The sequence below is a fragment of the Actinoplanes sp. NPDC049599 genome, assembly GCF_044465625.1.
In the GTDB taxonomy this organism is placed as follows: domain Bacteria; phylum Actinomycetota; class Actinomycetes; order Mycobacteriales; family Micromonosporaceae; genus Actinoplanes.
Genome location: NZ_JBITLX010000052.1, coordinates 1 through 14,075 on the forward strand (window position 1 = coordinate 1; position 14,075 = coordinate 14,075).

Annotated in this window: 12 protein-coding genes; 2 read left to right on the forward strand and 10 right to left on the reverse strand. The window is 73.0% G+C overall.

All coding sequences use genetic code 11. The annotated features are described in order from the left end of the window. Positions 1–496 precede the first annotated feature (496 nt). Positions 497–796 (reverse strand): hypothetical protein, encoded by a 300-nt coding sequence (locus ACIBQZ_RS42455; RefSeq protein WP_396094634.1) that lies wholly within the window; start codon positions 794–796, stop codon positions 497–499. Positions 797–828: 32 nt separating this feature from the next. Further along, entirely contained in the window at positions 829–1,779 is a 951-nt protein-coding gene (locus ACIBQZ_RS42460) for an RDD family protein (protein WP_396094635.1), read from the reverse strand. Between the two features lie 40 nt (positions 1,780–1,819). On the opposite strand from ACIBQZ_RS42460, the gene ACIBQZ_RS42465 reads away from it, so the two are divergent. After that, complete coding sequence (locus ACIBQZ_RS42465; RefSeq protein WP_396094636.1) at positions 1,820–2,815, forward strand: stage II sporulation protein M; 996 nt, start codon at positions 1,820–1,822, stop codon at positions 2,813–2,815. A 35-nt stretch (positions 2,816–2,850) separates the two neighbouring features. Here the strand turns inward: ACIBQZ_RS42465 and ACIBQZ_RS42470 are convergent, their stop codons facing one another. Genes ACIBQZ_RS42470 through ACIBQZ_RS42490 form a run of 5 tightly spaced genes read right to left on the reverse strand, consistent with a single transcriptional unit; the run spans position 2,851 to position 7,924 of the window. Beyond that, positions 2,851–4,170, reverse strand: a complete 1,320-nt coding sequence (locus ACIBQZ_RS42470; protein WP_396094637.1) for a DUF58 domain-containing protein — start codon at positions 4,168–4,170, stop codon at positions 2,851–2,853. Positions 4,171–4,177: 7 nt separating this feature from the next. Further along, on the reverse strand, positions 4,178–5,134 hold the full coding sequence (locus ACIBQZ_RS42475; protein WP_396094659.1) for an AAA family ATPase: 957 nt from the start codon (positions 5,132–5,134) through the stop codon (positions 4,178–4,180). Positions 5,135–5,148: 14 nt separating this feature from the next. Further along, positions 5,149–6,507 (reverse strand): DUF4350 domain-containing protein, encoded by a 1,359-nt coding sequence (locus tag ACIBQZ_RS42480; protein ID WP_396094638.1) that lies wholly within the window; start codon positions 6,505–6,507, stop codon positions 5,149–5,151. Beyond that, positions 6,504–7,091 (reverse strand): DUF4129 domain-containing protein, encoded by a 588-nt coding sequence (locus ACIBQZ_RS42485; RefSeq protein WP_396094639.1) that lies wholly within the window; start codon positions 7,089–7,091, stop codon positions 6,504–6,506. Before ACIBQZ_RS42485 ends, ACIBQZ_RS42480 begins: the two co-directional genes overlap by 4 nt. Beyond that, a complete protein-coding gene (locus ACIBQZ_RS42490) occupies positions 7,088–7,924 on the reverse strand; it encodes a hypothetical protein (protein WP_396094640.1) in 837 nt (278 codons plus the stop codon). The genes ACIBQZ_RS42485 and ACIBQZ_RS42490 overlap by 4 nt, the downstream gene beginning before the upstream one ends. A gap of 178 nt (positions 7,925–8,102) precedes the next feature. Here ACIBQZ_RS42490 and ACIBQZ_RS42495 point away from each other — a divergent pair, with 178 nt between their 5' ends. Beyond that, positions 8,103–9,899, forward strand: coding sequence for a bifunctional metallophosphatase/5'-nucleotidase (locus ACIBQZ_RS42495; RefSeq protein WP_396094641.1), 1,797 nt, complete (start codon positions 8,103–8,105; stop codon positions 9,897–9,899). 105 nt (positions 9,900–10,004) lie between these two features. Here ACIBQZ_RS42495 and ACIBQZ_RS42500 read toward each other — a convergent pair whose 3' ends face one another. The 3 genes from ACIBQZ_RS42500 to ACIBQZ_RS42510 all read right to left on the reverse strand — a co-directional run bounded on the left by ACIBQZ_RS42500 (position 10,005) and on the right by ACIBQZ_RS42510 (position 14,003). Then, entirely contained in the window at positions 10,005–10,796 is a 792-nt protein-coding gene (locus ACIBQZ_RS42500; protein ID WP_396094642.1) for a hypothetical protein, read from the reverse strand. Positions 10,797–11,755: 959 nt separating this feature from the next. Continuing rightward, the gene (locus ACIBQZ_RS42505) at positions 11,756–13,318 is read right to left on the reverse strand and encodes a serine/threonine-protein kinase (RefSeq protein WP_396094643.1); all 1,563 of its coding nucleotides are present in this window, start codon (positions 13,316–13,318) and stop codon (positions 11,756–11,758) included. 109 nt (positions 13,319–13,427) lie between these two features. Continuing rightward, positions 13,428–14,003, reverse strand: coding sequence for a YdeI family protein (locus ACIBQZ_RS42510; RefSeq protein ID WP_396094644.1), 576 nt, complete (start codon positions 14,001–14,003; stop codon positions 13,428–13,430). Positions 14,004–14,075 lie beyond the last annotated feature (72 nt).

The window sequence follows — 14,075 nt, forward strand, 5'->3', positions numbered from 1 at the left end:
GAAATCCTCGGCGAGAACTTCGAGACGCCGCCCGACCCCCGCGGACGCCGAAAGTCAAGGCGCGTAAGGGCTCCGCCACATGGCAAAAGTCGAGCAACCTCAGCTCTCCAAGATCGGTCACAGTCTTTCAGTCGATCGTGGAGCGGGGAGTTGACCACAATGCCCCAAGATCGGTCACCGCGCAGGGGCCGGTGCGGCCCTTCTGCCGATCTTGTGGCGGGGAGGTGAGCGTCTCGCTTCGAGATCGGGTCCCGGGCGGCCGTGCCGCGGCCTTTCTGTCGATCTTGTGGCGGGGGGGTGAGCGTCACGCTCCGAGATCGGGTCCCGGCCGGCCGTGTCGCGGCCTTTCTGTCGATCTTGATGAGCTAGATCGATCTGGCGGTGCCGCTGCGCTCCAAGATCTAGCCGCGGCGGGGTGCGGGAGCGGGCAGGAGGGTGGGCGAGTCGGTGGTTTGGGGTGACCGAGCACGGACCTCGCGTTCGGCGGGAGCGACGGTCAGCACCATGCAACCACGCACGACATCCAGAATTTGACCGTGCGGATCGTGCGGATCGTGCGGATCGTGCGGATCGTGCGGATCGTGCGGATCGTGCGGATCGTGAAGGCGGTGCGGGCGGTGCGGGCGGTGAAGGCGGTGCGGGCCGCGAAGACCGTGCGGGCCGCGAAGACCGTGCGGGCCGCGAAGACCGTGCGGACCGTGAAGGCGGTGCGGGCCGTGAAGACCTTGCGGGCTGTGAAGGTCTTGCGGGCCGCGCAGATCTTGGAGATTGCGCAGACCTTGCGGGCCAAGGTCATGGCGACCACGAAGATCTTGAGCTTCTCGGTCTCTAGAGGGGGCGTCCCTCTTCTTTGACTACGCCTAGTAGTGGGCGGTTGGCGCCCGCCGGGTCCCACGTAGGGTCGGTCGCCGCTGGTTGTGCCCATTCGAGCCGGCCGAAGCCGGGCCAGATTCGCTGGGTCAGGGCTCGGGTTGTGTGGACCCGGGAGCCTGCGCGGCGGCGGCGTTCTGCGAGCACCGCGCTCAGGAACATCCATGGCGGGGTGCCCGGCGGTGGCTGCTGGGCGATCTTCTCGGCGATCTCCTGGGCCAGGGAGTGGGCGAAACGTCCGTTCTGGGGCTGGCGGATCTCGCCCGCGCGGGCCAGGTAGTGCCGGGCGGCCAGGGCCAGCTGGTCGTCCAGTCCGCTCAGGTCCAGGTCGGCCGCCCACGCTGCGAGCTGCGGCGGCATCGACGGGACCCAGCCCCATGGCGCCGGGGAGCGTTCGTGGATGACGAAGGTGCCGGCCGCCTGGTCGCCGAGGCGGCGGCCCTGGGGCGAGAAGATCATTGTGGTCAGGGCTACCGCCCAGGTCAGCGGGGGGAAGAGCAGGCCCGGCCATTCCACCGCCGCGCCGACCAGGGTGCGGGTCAGGGCGTGCCGGAGGCGGATCGGGCCGCCGTCCACCCGGACCACTCGCAGGCCCATCGCGCGTTTGCCCGGGCTGCGGCCGTTGGTGAGGGTTTCGGCGATCGTCGGGTAGGCGATGAACACCAGGATCACCGCGATGGTGAAGGCGGCCTGCATGAACGCGCCGTCGGCCACGCCGTCCGGGAGCATCGACGCGCCGATCACCACGATGATGACCAGCAGCAGGGCGAAGAGCACCTGCACGCAGATGTCGATGATCAGCGCCAGGCCGCGGGAGCCGACCCGGGCCGGGCGTACGTCCACCTCGACGGCCTCGCCGTTGACGAGCGGCTCGTCGGTGCCGCCGGTCGTCGTCACCGCCACAGTCATGCGGCTAGTTAACCCGATCGGCGTTGGCTACGCTGCGCCGGTGGATCTGGACGCGTACGTCAGCGAGCGCCGCGGCGAGTGGAACCGCCTCGAGGTGCTGGCCCGGCGGCGCAAGCTGTCCCCGGACGAGGCCGATGAGCTGGTGCTGCTCTACCAGCGGGCGGCCACCCACCTGTCCGTGGTCCGCAGCCATTCGCCGGACCCGATCCTGCTGGCCTCGCTGTCCCAGCTGGTCATCGCCGGCCGCGCCGCGGTCACCGGCGGGCGCACCTTCTCCTGGCAGCCGGTGCTGCGGTTCTTCACCTCGTCGTTCCCGGCCCAGCTGTACCGGGCCCGCCGCTGGTGGCTGACCGTGATGGTCGTGGACGTGCTGCTGCTCTGGGCGCTGATGTGGTATTTCTCCGCCAACCCGGACGTCATCAGCCTGTTCGGCAGCGGCCAGGAGCTCCAGCGGTACGCCGAGGAGGACTTCGCCGGCTACTACAGCGAGTTCCGGGCGCAGAACTTCGCGGCCAGCGTGTGGACCCACAACGCCCTGATCGCGGCCCAGTGCCTGGCCTCCGGGGTGCTGATCCTGCCGGTCCTGTACATCCTCGGGCAGAACATGTTCGCCCTGGGCATGTCCGGCGGCGTGATGATCTACACCGGTCACGCGGACACCTTCTTCGGCCTCATCCTGCCGCACGGCCTGCTCGAGCTGACCTGCATCTTCGTCGGCGCCGGCGTGGGCCTGCGGATCGGCTGGGCCTGGATCGCGCCGGGCCCGCACCGCACCCGCGGGCAGGCGCTGGCGGCGCGGGCCCGCGGCGGCATGCTGGTCGCGCTGGGCCTGGCGGTCACGCTGGGCGTCGCCGGCCTGCTGGAGGCGTACGTGACCCCGTCCGGCCTGCCCACATTGGTGCGGGTGGGCATCGGGGCGGTGGTGTGGCTGGCGTTCCTGGGGTACGCGCTGGGCGTGGGCGGCGCGGCACACCGCCGCGGCGAAACCGGCGACCTGCCCCCGGAACACTCCGTGACGCCGGTGCCGACCGCCTGAGGCGCGCACCCGGCCGGCACATCCCGCCACCGCAACTAAAGCCGCCCAGCAGCCTTGAGCATCAGGTAGACGTCGGCGACCTTGGAGGCAAACCCGTCGCGGAGCTCGTCCACCACGAGCACCCCCTGCTGCTCCAGCAAGGCCCGGACCCGCCCCCGCTCGGCCAGCGCCAGCTCAGCGGCCGCGGCCACGTGCACGTCGGCGGCGGTCGCGCCCTCCGGCGGGAGCTCGGCCAGCTGTGCCGTCTCCGGGTCTCGAACGCTGGCCAGCACCACCCGATGCCGGGTGGTCAGCCGGGACAGCATCGGCAGCAGGCCCTCGACGATCGGCGCCGCGTCCAGCGCCGTGAAGATCACCACCAGGGCCCGCTTGTGGTCGCGGCGCAGCAGGTCGCCCGCGGCCAGGCCGAAGTCCGTCTCGACCAGGGCCGGTTCCAGCGCCGCCATCGAGCTGATCAGCCGGGGCAGCTTGGTGCGGTGCCCGCCGCCCTCCACCTTGGCCCGGACCGCCGTGTCCAGCGCCAGCAGGTCGACCCGGTCGTCCGCCTTGGAGGCCAGCACCGCCAGCAGCAGCGCCGCGTCGATCGCCGCGTCCAGCCGGGGCTCGTCGCCGATCCGGGCCGCCGAGGTGCGGCCGGTGTCCAGCACGCAGATCACCCGGCGGTCCCGTTCCGGGCGCCAGGTGCGGACCACCACGTCGTGGGTACGGGCGCTGGCCCGCCAGTCGATCGAGCGCACGTCGTCGCCGATCACGTACTCGCGCAGCACGTCGAACTCGGTGCCCTGGCCGCGCCCGCGGGTGACCACCGCGCCGTCGAAGACCCGCAGCTTGGCCAGCTTCTCCGGCAGCAGCCGCCGGGACGGGAAGCGGGGCAGCACCCGCAGCGTCGTCTCGGGCGTGCGGGCCTGGTCCCACGCCTGCCGCCGTTGCCGGTACGCCAGCCCCAGCGGCCCGTACGAGCGCAGCGTCACCCGGACCGCGGGCCGGTCGCCGTGCCGGGTCGGGGTCAGCGTGCTGGTCAGCTCCTGCTCCTCGCCGGGCAGCAGGCTGAGCCGGTGCTCGGTGTGGTCCGCGCCGGCCGACGGCACCCACCGGTCGCGCAGCCGCAGCCACAGCGGCCGTCCGGAGGCGTTGCCCACGGTCAGCGTCATGGTGGCGGTCTCGCCCAGCCACACCGTGGTCTCGCCGTCGCGGCGCAGCGTGACCCCGGTCAGCGGCGCCGCCACCAGCACGTCCAGCACCGCCGCCAGCACCGCCAGCCCGAGCACGGCCGCGGTCAGCAGCCACGGTCCCGGCAGCAGCGCGGGCAGCGGCACACCCAGCGCCAGCAGCAGCGCGAAGCGCCTGGTGATCACGGTCGGCTCAGCGGGGCGCGGGCACGGCGCCCAGCACGGTTCGCAGCACCGAGTCGGTGGAGACGCCGTCCAGCTCCGCCTCCGGGCGCAGCCGGACCCGGTGCCGCAGGACCGGGATGGCGAAGGCCTTCACGTCGTCGGGCAGCACGTACTCGCGGCCGCTGAGCCAGGCCCGGGCCTTGGCGACGGCCAGCAGCGCCGTCGTGCCGCGCGGCGAGGCGCCCAGTTCCAGCGCCGGCGACACCCGGGTGGCGCGGCACAGGTCCACCACGTACTCCAGCACCGGCTCGGCGACCGCGACCCGGCGGGCGGCCTCGCGCCCCGCGGCCAGGTCGGCCGGGCCGGCCACCGGGCCCACCCCGGCGGCCTTCAGGTCCCGCGGGTCGAAGCCGTTGTGGTGCGCCTTCAGCACCCCCAGCTCCTCCTCGCGCTGCGGCAGCGGCACGGTCAGCTTGAGCAGGAACCGGTCCAGCTGCGCCTCCGGCAACGGGTACGTGCCCTCGTACTCGATCGGGTTCTGGGTGGCGACCACGATGAACGGCTCGGGCAGCCGGCGGGTCTCGCCGTCGGTGCTGACCGTGCGCTCCTCCATGGCCTCCAGCAGCGCCGCCTGGGTCTTCGGCGGAGTCCGGTTGATCTCGTCGCCGAGCAGCAGGTTTGTGAAGATCGGCCCGGGCCGGAAGTTGAACGCGGCGCTGCGCGCGTCGTAGACCAGCGAGCCGGTCACGTCGCCGGGCATCAGGTCCGGGGTGAACTGCACCCGCTTGGTGTCCACGTCCAGCGCGGCGGCCAGCGCCCGCACCAGCAGCGTCTTGGCGACCCCGGGCACGCCCTCCAGCAGCACGTGGCCGCCGCAGAGCAGCGCGATGACCACCCCGCCGACCACGGCGTCCTGGCCGATGACGGCCTTGCCGACCTCGGCCCGCAGGCGCTGCAGCGCTTCGCGGGCCGCGCGGGCCTCCATCTCCACGGCTGACGTCACGTCAATGTCCCCTCGTCAGGTCCCTGCTGCCAGTTCTGCTGGCCCGTCACGTACCGGACCAGGTTCTGCACGGTCGTGGCGGCGCGGGCCAGCTCCTCGTCGCTGTCCTCGACACCGCCGCTGAGCACATGCCGTACCTCGAGCACCGGCTGCCCGAGGGTGGCCGCGACCCGCTCGGCGACCTCGTCGGCCGGGACGTCCGGGGGCAGCCCGTAGTGCTCGGCGAGCCGGAGCCGGGCCGCGCCCTGCAGGGTCGCCAGCGAGGTGCTGCGCGCGCCGGCCCGCCGGTAGAGCCCGCCGAGGCCGCGGACGGTCTCGGCGGCCCGGACCCGCACCGGCAGCGGCTCGGCCACCGGGGCGCCGAGCCGTCGTGCCGAGGCGGCGGCCAGCGCGAGCGCGGCCAGCGCCAGCAGCGCCAGGGTGGCCCAGACCGCCGGCGGGAACGCCCGGGCCAGCGGGCTGTCGGTGACCGGGTTGCCGCCCTGCGCGGAGCTGCCGTCGCCCTCACCCTCGCCGGGTTCGCCGTCCTGCGGGTCGCCGGCCTGGTCCTGCTCCGGGCCGGTCTCGCCGCTCCGGTCGCCGCTGCCGCCCTCGTCCTCGGCCCCCGGGTCGCCGCCCGAGCTCCGCTCGTCCTCCTCGCCGGACTGCCCGGTGCCCTCGTCCGGGTCCGGCTCCCGCTCGTGCAGGTCCAGCCAGATCACCGACGGGGTACGCCCGAGCAGCCCGCGGGCCAGCGTGCGGTTGCCGTGCTCGTCGGCGCGGTCGTTGCGGAACGGGTCCGCGGCGCCGACCAGCGTGATCGTGGCCGGGGAGCCGGTGAACTCGACCAGCCCGTCGCCGTAGCAGCGGACACCGCCGTAGCCGCGGGCGTCGTATCGCCAGCGCTGCACCGCGGCCGGTCCGGCGGCGACCGCGACGTCGGTGGCGCACCCCGGCCGTGGCGCCGCGGCGGTCCAGCGAGGGCCGAGCACCGGCACGTTGAGCCCGGCGGTGGTGAGCGTGGTCGCGTCGGGTGCCACCAGCACCAGCCGGACCTCGGCCGGCAGCGAGGTCATCCGGTTCAGGTAGGTGGGGTGCATCAGCCCGGGGGTGGTGACGAAGATCGTGGCAGGCCCGGCCGCCGAGGCCGCGGCGATCGCCTCGGCGCTGCCCTTGCTCACGATCACCCGGACGCCGCCGCCGGTCAGGTCGTCGGCCAGCAGCCGGGCGCCGTCCCCGGCATCGCTGGTGGGGGAGAGGAAGGACGCGTCGGTGGGATCGGGCTGCTGCACCACGTGCGCCACCCCGGTCATCGTGGCCAGCCCGGCGACCACGGCGAACGGCAGCGCGAACCGCAGCCAGCGGCGTGACCTCATGACGGGACACCCCGCATCCGGCTGCGGACGTCGCCGGTCAGGGCGCGCATCCGGGCGTCGTGGTCGGCCTGGGCCGGGCGGTCGCCGTACCAGATCTCGGAGAACAGGTCGGTGGCGCCGGCCAGCGAGCCGGCCACGGCCGGGCGCTGCACGGCCGCCTCGGCCGCGACCTCGGCGGCGGTCGTGCCGGGCAGCGGCGCGATCACACCGGCGGCCGTCAGGTCACCGACCACGTCGCGCAGGCGCTGCCGGATGGCCTCCGCATAGCGGCCCTCGGCGGCCAGCCGGTCGGCCAGCAGGGTGCCGTCGGGCAGCACCACGGTCGGTGCGAAAGCGGGCCCGGCCTTGGACTTGCGGGCGGGCTTGGCCTTCGGCCGACGGGTACGGCGCCACTTCGGCAACCGCCACCGGGGCCACCGGAGCCGGGGCAGCCGCCACCGGGGCAGCCGGCGTGGCACCCAGGCGGGGAACCAGTACCAGAGCGCGCCGGTGATCCCCGCCGCCAGCAGCCCCAGCAGGAGCAGGGTCTGCGGCGCCACGACATCGAAGACCGATGCCGCGAACTCGTCCCAGACCCTGGTCACCGGGCATGCACCAGGGCGGCGGAGTCGTCCTCGCCGCGGCTGCGGGCCCGGCCGATCGCGAGGTCGAGCCCCTCGGTGCGGATCCGGGTCTCCACCAGCAGCACGGCGGCGACGCAGGCGAGCGCGGAATAGGCGACGGCGTTGGCGAGCGCCCAGGCGGCCGGGGTCAACCAGGCGAGCCAGGCCGGCTCGCCGCCGCTGAGCCGGGTCAGGACCCACACCCAGCCGCTGCCCAGCGCGAACCGGATGACAAACCAGGTCAGATAGGCGCAGATCAGCGTCCAGAACCCGCGCAGCCCGCCCCGCGAGGCGAGCCGGGCAGACCGCCAGAGCGCGCTGAACGGGTTGCCGGTGCGGTCGACGACCAGCACGGCGGCGGTGAGGCTGAACAGGCCGTAGACGATCACCCAGAGGAAGAACCCGGCGAAGCACGCGAACGCCCCGAGCGCCCCGAGCAGCAGCGCGACGACGAGGGTCGCCAGCGGCCGGGTCCGCGCCCACAACTCGCGGTGCCGCACCCGCCGGCCGAGCAGGGCCGGCCCGGCGGCGGCCGCGGCGAGGGCGCCGAGCAGGGTGACGGCGACGATCTCGGTGCCGAAGCCGAGCGAGGTGACGCCCCACCACTGCCCGAAATGCCCGCGGGCGGGCCCGTAGTAGGGGGCGGTGACGGAGGCGGCGGCCCGCAGCGGCGCCAGCAGGGCCTGCTCCAGCAGCCCGAGCACGGCACCGGTGGCGAGCAGGGGCAGGGCCCGCGCCCGCAGCAGCGACATGGCGGCGTCCAGCAACTCACCGAGCGTCATGGGACGCAGCGGCAGTTCCGGCTGCGCAGGCATGGCGGCGATCCTACGAGATGACTACGACACTCCGCCCACCGCGCTGCGCTCACCGGCCGGCCGGCAGCCGTTGGCCGGTTCGCAACACGGACCACCTCGCCTGTGGATGCATCGGCGGTTATGGTGCCTCGTGGGCGCCCACGAGGCACCTTGCACCCTCCCCTTCGAAAGGCTCCTGATGACCCTTCCCGCAGGCATCTCGCGGCGTGGAGTGCTGGCCGCCGCCGCTGCCGGTGCCGCCGTTCCGTTCGTGGTCGGTGACCCGGCCGGTGCCGCTCCCGCCACGCGCCCCGGTCACCCGCCGAAGACGTACGACCTCACCGTGCTCGGCACCTCCGACACTCACGGCAACGTCTACAACTGGGACTACTACAAGGACCTGGAGTACGACGACAGCGCGCACAACGACGTCGGCGTGGCCAAGCTCGCCGCGCTGGTCAACCAGATCCGCGACGAGCGGCGGGGCAAGGCCACGCTGGTGCTCGACGCCGGTGACACCATCCAGGGCACGCCGCTGGCGACGTACTACGCCAAGCAGGAGCCGATCACCAGCACCGGCGAGAAGCACCCGATGGCCAAGGCCATGAACGTGCTGCACTACGACGCCGTGACGCTGGGCAACCACGAGTTCAACTACGGCCTGCCGCTGCTGAACCTGTGGATCCGCCAGCTCGGCTTCCCCGCGCTGGCCGCGAACGCCGTCGACGCCACGACCGGGCGGCCGGCCTTCACGCCGTACGTGATCAAGAAGGTCTCCCTCGGTCACGGCGCACCGACGCTGCGCGTCGGGATCCTCGGCCTGACCAATCCGGGCTCGGCGATCTGGGACCGCGGCAACGTCGAGGGCAAGCTGGTCTTCAAGGACATGATCGCCACGGCCGCCAAATGGGTGCCGGTCATGCGGGCCCGCGGCGCGGACATCGTGCTGATCTCCGCGCACGGCGGCGACAGCGGCACCTCCAGCTACGGCCCCGAGCTGCCGAACGAGAACCCGAGCGCGCTCATCGCCGAGCAGGTGCCCGGCATCGACGCGATCCTGTTCGGCCACGCGCACGCCAACGTGCCGCAGCGGTTCGTCACCAACACCGCGACCGGCGCGCAGGTGCTGCTCACCGAGCCGTCGAAGTGGGGCCAGCGGCTCAGCCGGATGGACTTCACGCTGACCCGCGAGCGCGGCCGGTGGACCATCACGTCGAAGAAGTCGGACCTGCTCAACACGAACACGGTCACCGAGGATCCGAAGGTGCTCGCGGTGGTCAGGTCGCAGCACGCCAAGACGGTCGCGTACGTGAACCAGGTCGTCGCGGCCTCCACCGTGGAGCTGTCCGCGGCCGAGTCCCGCTACAAGGACACGCCGATCCTGGACTTCATCAACAAGGTGCAGACCGACACGGTGACCGCGGCGCTGGCGGGCACGCAGTACGCGACCCTGCCGGTGCTGTCGATCGCGGCGCCGTTCAGCCGCACCGCTGTCTTCCCGCAGGGCGACGTCAAGATCAAGGACGTGGCCGGGCTGTACATCTACGACAACACGCTCGAAGCGGTCGTGCTGACCGGCGCCGAGGTGAAGGCGTACCTGGAGTATTCGGCGAAGTACTTCGTGACGCTGCCGGTCGGCGCGGAGCCGAACCCGGCGACGATCAGCGACCCGGCGGTCCCGGACTACAACTACGACGTGTTCTCGGGCATCGACTACGACATCGACATCAGCCGCCCGGTCGGCGACCGGATCACCCGCCTGGAGCTCGCGGGCGCGCCGGTCGCGCCGGACGCCCAGTTCGTGGTGGCGGTGAACAACTACCGGCGCAGCGGCGGCGGCAACTTCCCGGGCATCGTGAAGACCCAGGTCTACAACGCCCAGCAGGAGATCCGCCAGCTGCTGATCGACTGGGCACAGGCCAAGGGCGAGATCAACCCGGCGGACTTCGCGGCGCAGAACTGGCGCCTGGTCCGCGCGGGCGTCCCGGTCTTCTGACAGTGCGAAAGGGGGCCGTCGTGATGTTCCCCCCGGAACAGCACGACGGCCCACCCACCCCATCCCGGCTGCCCACTCCAGCGGCCGGGAATCCTCAGGCCGGCGTCAGCGGCCCGGCCCGGAATGCCACTGGCCGTCCTCGTCCGCGGTGAGCGTGAGCGACGCGGTCTTCCCATCGGCGAGCGTCAGCCGGCACAGGTAGTCGCGCATACCCTCGGCGTCGCGGTCGGTCACGGCCCGGCACTGCGCCGCGGTCACCGCGATCCGGGCATTCTTGAGCTGCCCGTCCCCGACGACGTTGCGCTGCACGGCCTCAAGCCGCTGGTTCTCCCGAACCTCGGTGATCACCGGCCCGATCGCCACGGCGCCGAGCACGAACCAGATGAACCCGCCGGCCACCGCGGAAACCAGAAAAGCGATCCAGTACGGCGCGGAGCTGTTCCGGGTGCGCCGGGCCTGATCGGCACGCCGCTTGGCGGAGGCCGCACCGAGCAAGCTGAACAGCAGCGTGAACACGGCGACCGGCCAGACCGCGGGAGCCTGCGCCCGGGAGGCATGCGCCATCTCGTCGGGATAGGGAACCAGCAACCCACCGTACTGCGGCAGCGGCTGCTCCGGCGGGGCAGCCGGACCGGCGGCGGGCGGCGCGGTGGCCCACGGCGGCGCGGTGGGATAAGCCGCCGGCGGCGGCTGAGTGCCAGGCTGCGGATACGGTACGGGCACCGGGTAGCCGGACGCGCCCTCCTGCGGGTACGAGACGGCAGGGTACGTAGGGGCCGGCTGCGGGCGATACTCGGGCGGCGGCGGTGGCGGGTACTGCGCGTAACCCGAGACGAACTGTGGGTATTCGTGGGGTGCGACCGCGTTCTCGGGGCCGGGGGGAACCTGAGTGGTCATGCGGGGCCTTTCCGGTGGCGGCTCGGGAGCATTGCCCTGCCAGAGCCCATCCCATCGGCCCATCCCGCCACGACTTGAGAACTCCCCGATCAACGACCGCACGCAGGGGCGGGGCGGTTCGCTTGCCGGGAGCGCGGGGGTGGGATCGCTCTGCTCGGTGGTGACCGCTGAGCGGGATCGCGCTCGCTGGGCGGGCCGCTTGCTCGCCGAGGCCGGGTGGAGGGCGGGCCGCACGTCGATCGGGATCGTCGTGGTGGGTGTCCGCCCTGCTCGGCGGTCGTCCGCTGGGCGGACCGTTGTGCTGGTGACCGCCCGGTCTGCCAGGACCGCGTGCATGCCGGGCCGCGTTCCTTGCCGGGGTTGCGTGGTGGGCGGGCTGCACGTTGGGCGGGGATCGCCGTAGTGGGGGGACCGCCTCGCTCGACGGGGTCCTCTGCAGGACGGGATCGTCGTGCCAGGCGGGATCGCTGTGCCAGGCGGGATCGCCGGGCTTAGCGGTCGCGCGCTTGGCTGAGCCTGCCGCGCTCAAATCGGCCGCGGCACCGCGCTGTCGGAGACGCCCGCCCGGATGCGGCCTCGCCCGCCGCGCAGGCCTTCCACCCGCCTGGATGCATCCTCGCCCAGCGGCCCAGCGGCCCAGCGGCCCAGCGGCCCAGCGGCCCAGCGGCCCAGCGGACCTGGCGGCCCGGCGAACCTGGCGGCCTGGCGGCCCAGCGAACCCAGCGAACCCGGCGGCCCATCGGATCTGGCGGCCGAGCGAACCTGGCGGCCCGGCGGCCTGGCCCCGACGGCTCCGCGAACCGGGCGGCCCAGCGGCCTGGCCCCAACGGCCCGGTGAACCCTGCGGCTTAGCAACGGGCGGGCCCAACGGCCCGGTGAACCAGGCGGCCAGACAACAGAACACCCATCGGAGCCGGCGCACTGCACGCGCGTCCCAGAGCACCCCCGCCCGGTCGCGGTTACCCTCCGCCGCCGTCCCCGCCACCACCGTTGTCCGGCGGGTCGGTGGGCGGGTCGGTCACCGGTGGCGTTGTTGTTGTCGTCGGCTCAGTTGGCGGCGGCGTAGTCGTCTGCGTCGGTGTTGCCGACGTGGACGTGGATGTCGACGGGGATGCTGACTTGCTCGGGCTCGGGGAGCGGGTCACCTTCGGCGTGGTGCCGTTCGGTGGGTTTGCCGGCCGTGTTGCTGGCACTGTTTCGTCCGGTTCGTCCGTCGCGTCGGTTTCGTCCGGGGCGGATGATTCGGTTTGTACCACCGTGCCCTGCCGGTTGTTGTCGCCTGTGCTGCCGTTTTGCAGGGCGATCGCCAGCGCCAGGCCTCCGGCCAGGATGAACAAGCCGATCACCGTCAGCAGGACGGCGAGTTCGTTCCTCGTGCGGCCGCGTTTGCGGGGTGGCGCCACCGGTGCCGGCGCCGCCTCGAGGAGGTTGCGCTGGCCCGGCATGGTGCGCCGGGGCGCCGCCGGGCTCATCGGGCGGGTCAGCGACGTCGACGTGCCGGGCGTGCCCAGGCCCGCGCCGGCCAGGCCCGCGCCGTTCATCGTGGTGCGGTTCAGGCCTGTGCCGCTCAGGCCTGTGCCGCTCAGGCCCGCGCCGCCCAGGGTGGTGCCGGTGCTTGCCGGGCCCAGCATCGACGGGCGGCGCAGGGTGGTGCCCGTCATCGAGGTGCCGGTCTGGGCGCGCCAGTCGAGGGAGCCCGCCGCGGCCAGGGCCGCCTCGGCGAACTCCGCGGCGGTGGCGAACCTGTCTTCCGGCTGCTTGGCCATCGCGCGGCTGATCAGCTCGCGGACCGCCGGTGGCACGGTGCTCTCCGGCAGCGGCTCCGGGTCGTCCTCCAGGTGCCGCAGGGCCACCTGGAGAGCGTTGTCGCCGTCGAACGGCGGGTGGCCCGCCAGGCAGTGGTAGGCGACCGCGCCCAGCGCGTACACGTCGGTGGCCGGGGTGACGTTGCCCTTCGCGACCTGCTCGGGCGCCATGTACAGGGCGGTGCCGACGATCGCGTTGAGGCCGGTCACGCTTGTCACCTGCGCCGAGCGGGCGACGCCGAAGTCGACCAGGATCACCGTGCCGTTGGGCTTGACGATCAGGTTGCCCGGCTTGACGTCGCGGTGCACGGTGCCGTTCTCGTGGGCCGCGTGCAGGGCGTCGGCCGCCTGGGACACGATCGACATGGTCTCGGCGACCCCGAGGCGGCCCTGCTCCTTGAGCCGGGCCGAGAGCGGCTCGCCGTCGACGTACGCCATCACCAGGTAGGCGCAGTTGTCCTCGTCGTTGCGGTCGCCGGCGCTGTAGTCGTAGACCTCGACGACGCCGGGGTGCCGGAACGCGGCCATCATCCGCGCCTCGCCGTAGAAGCGGGCGGCGAACTCCGGGTCGGTCAGCATTGCGGTGCGCAGCACCTTGACGGCGATCGTGCGGCCCAGCACCACGTCGGTGCCACGCCATACGTCACCCATGCCACCTGTGGCGATACGCTCGTCCAACCGGTAGCGGTTGTCCAGGAGACTTCCCGAACTGAGCACCAGCGGACCTATCTACTCGGGTGTCGCCACGGACGGATGTTGCCGGCCTGTGCCCTGGCGGGAGGCCGGGGCCAACTGTACAGATTCACGACACCTCCCGGCGAGGTGCTCACCGGCGGGTCAGCGGCGGCACGGTGCGGCCGGCCGCCGAGTCGGTGATCAGCTGTGTGAGCCGGCGCCGGCGGGTGTCCTCGCGCTTGGCGCTGACCACCCAGTGCACTGCCGCGCGGCGATAGGACGCCGGCTGCGCCGAGAACCACTGCCATGCCGCCTCCTCGCCCTGGAACCGGGCTGTCTGCTGCTCGTCGAGCACCGCGTCTGCCGGCTGCTCGTAGGAATAGGCCGCCACCCGTTCGGGCTTGCGGGTCTCGAACGCGTGCCGCCCGGCCGGATGCATCAGCCCGGCCGCGGTCAGCTCGGCGATCTTGGCGACGTTGACCGCGCTCCACACGCTGCCCTTGCGGCGCGGGGTGAAGCGCACCTGGTAGCGCTCGTCGTCGATGCGCCGCCCGATGCTGTCGATCCAGCCGAAGCACAGCGCCTGCTCGATCGCCTCGGTGTGCCGCACCGTGGGCTTGCCGGTGTGCTTCTTGAAGTAGCCGACCAGCAGCTCGGGCGCGTCCGCGTGGTGTTCGACGAACCAGGCCCGCAGCTCGGCGGCGTCGGCGAAGAACACGGGTTCCATGCGACGAGACTAGGCGCGGGGTACGACAGGCAACAGCGACCGCCGGGCGGCAAAGGGCTCCGTCCGGCGGTC

Coding starts and splice junctions, on each gene's coding strand:
- ACIBQZ_RS42455 (WP_396094634.1), bottom strand. CDS start 796: ATGACCTTGGCCCGCAAGGTCTGCGCAATCTCCAAGATCTGCGCGGCC.
- ACIBQZ_RS42460 (WP_396094635.1), bottom strand. CDS start 1,779: ATGACTGTGGCGGTGACGACGACCGGCGGCACCGACGAGCCGCTCGTC.
- ACIBQZ_RS42475 (WP_396094659.1), bottom strand. CDS start 5,134: ATGGAGGCCCGCGCGGCCCGCGAAGCGCTGCAGCGCCTGCGGGCCGAG.
- ACIBQZ_RS42480 (WP_396094638.1), bottom strand. CDS start 6,507: ATGAGGTCACGCCGCTGGCTGCGGTTCGCGCTGCCGTTCGCCGTGGTC.
- ACIBQZ_RS42490 (WP_396094640.1), bottom strand. CDS start 7,924: ATGCCTGCGCAGCCGGAACTGCCGCTGCGTCCCATGACGCTCGGTGAG.
- ACIBQZ_RS42495 (WP_396094641.1), top strand. CDS start 8,103: ATGACCCTTCCCGCAGGCATCTCGCGGCGTGGAGTGCTGGCCGCCGCC.
- ACIBQZ_RS42500 (WP_396094642.1), bottom strand. CDS start 10,796: ATGACCACTCAGGTTCCCCCCGGCCCCGAGAACGCGGTCGCACCCCAC.
- ACIBQZ_RS42510 (WP_396094644.1), bottom strand. CDS start 14,003: ATGGAACCCGTGTTCTTCGCCGACGCCGCCGAGCTGCGGGCCTGGTTC.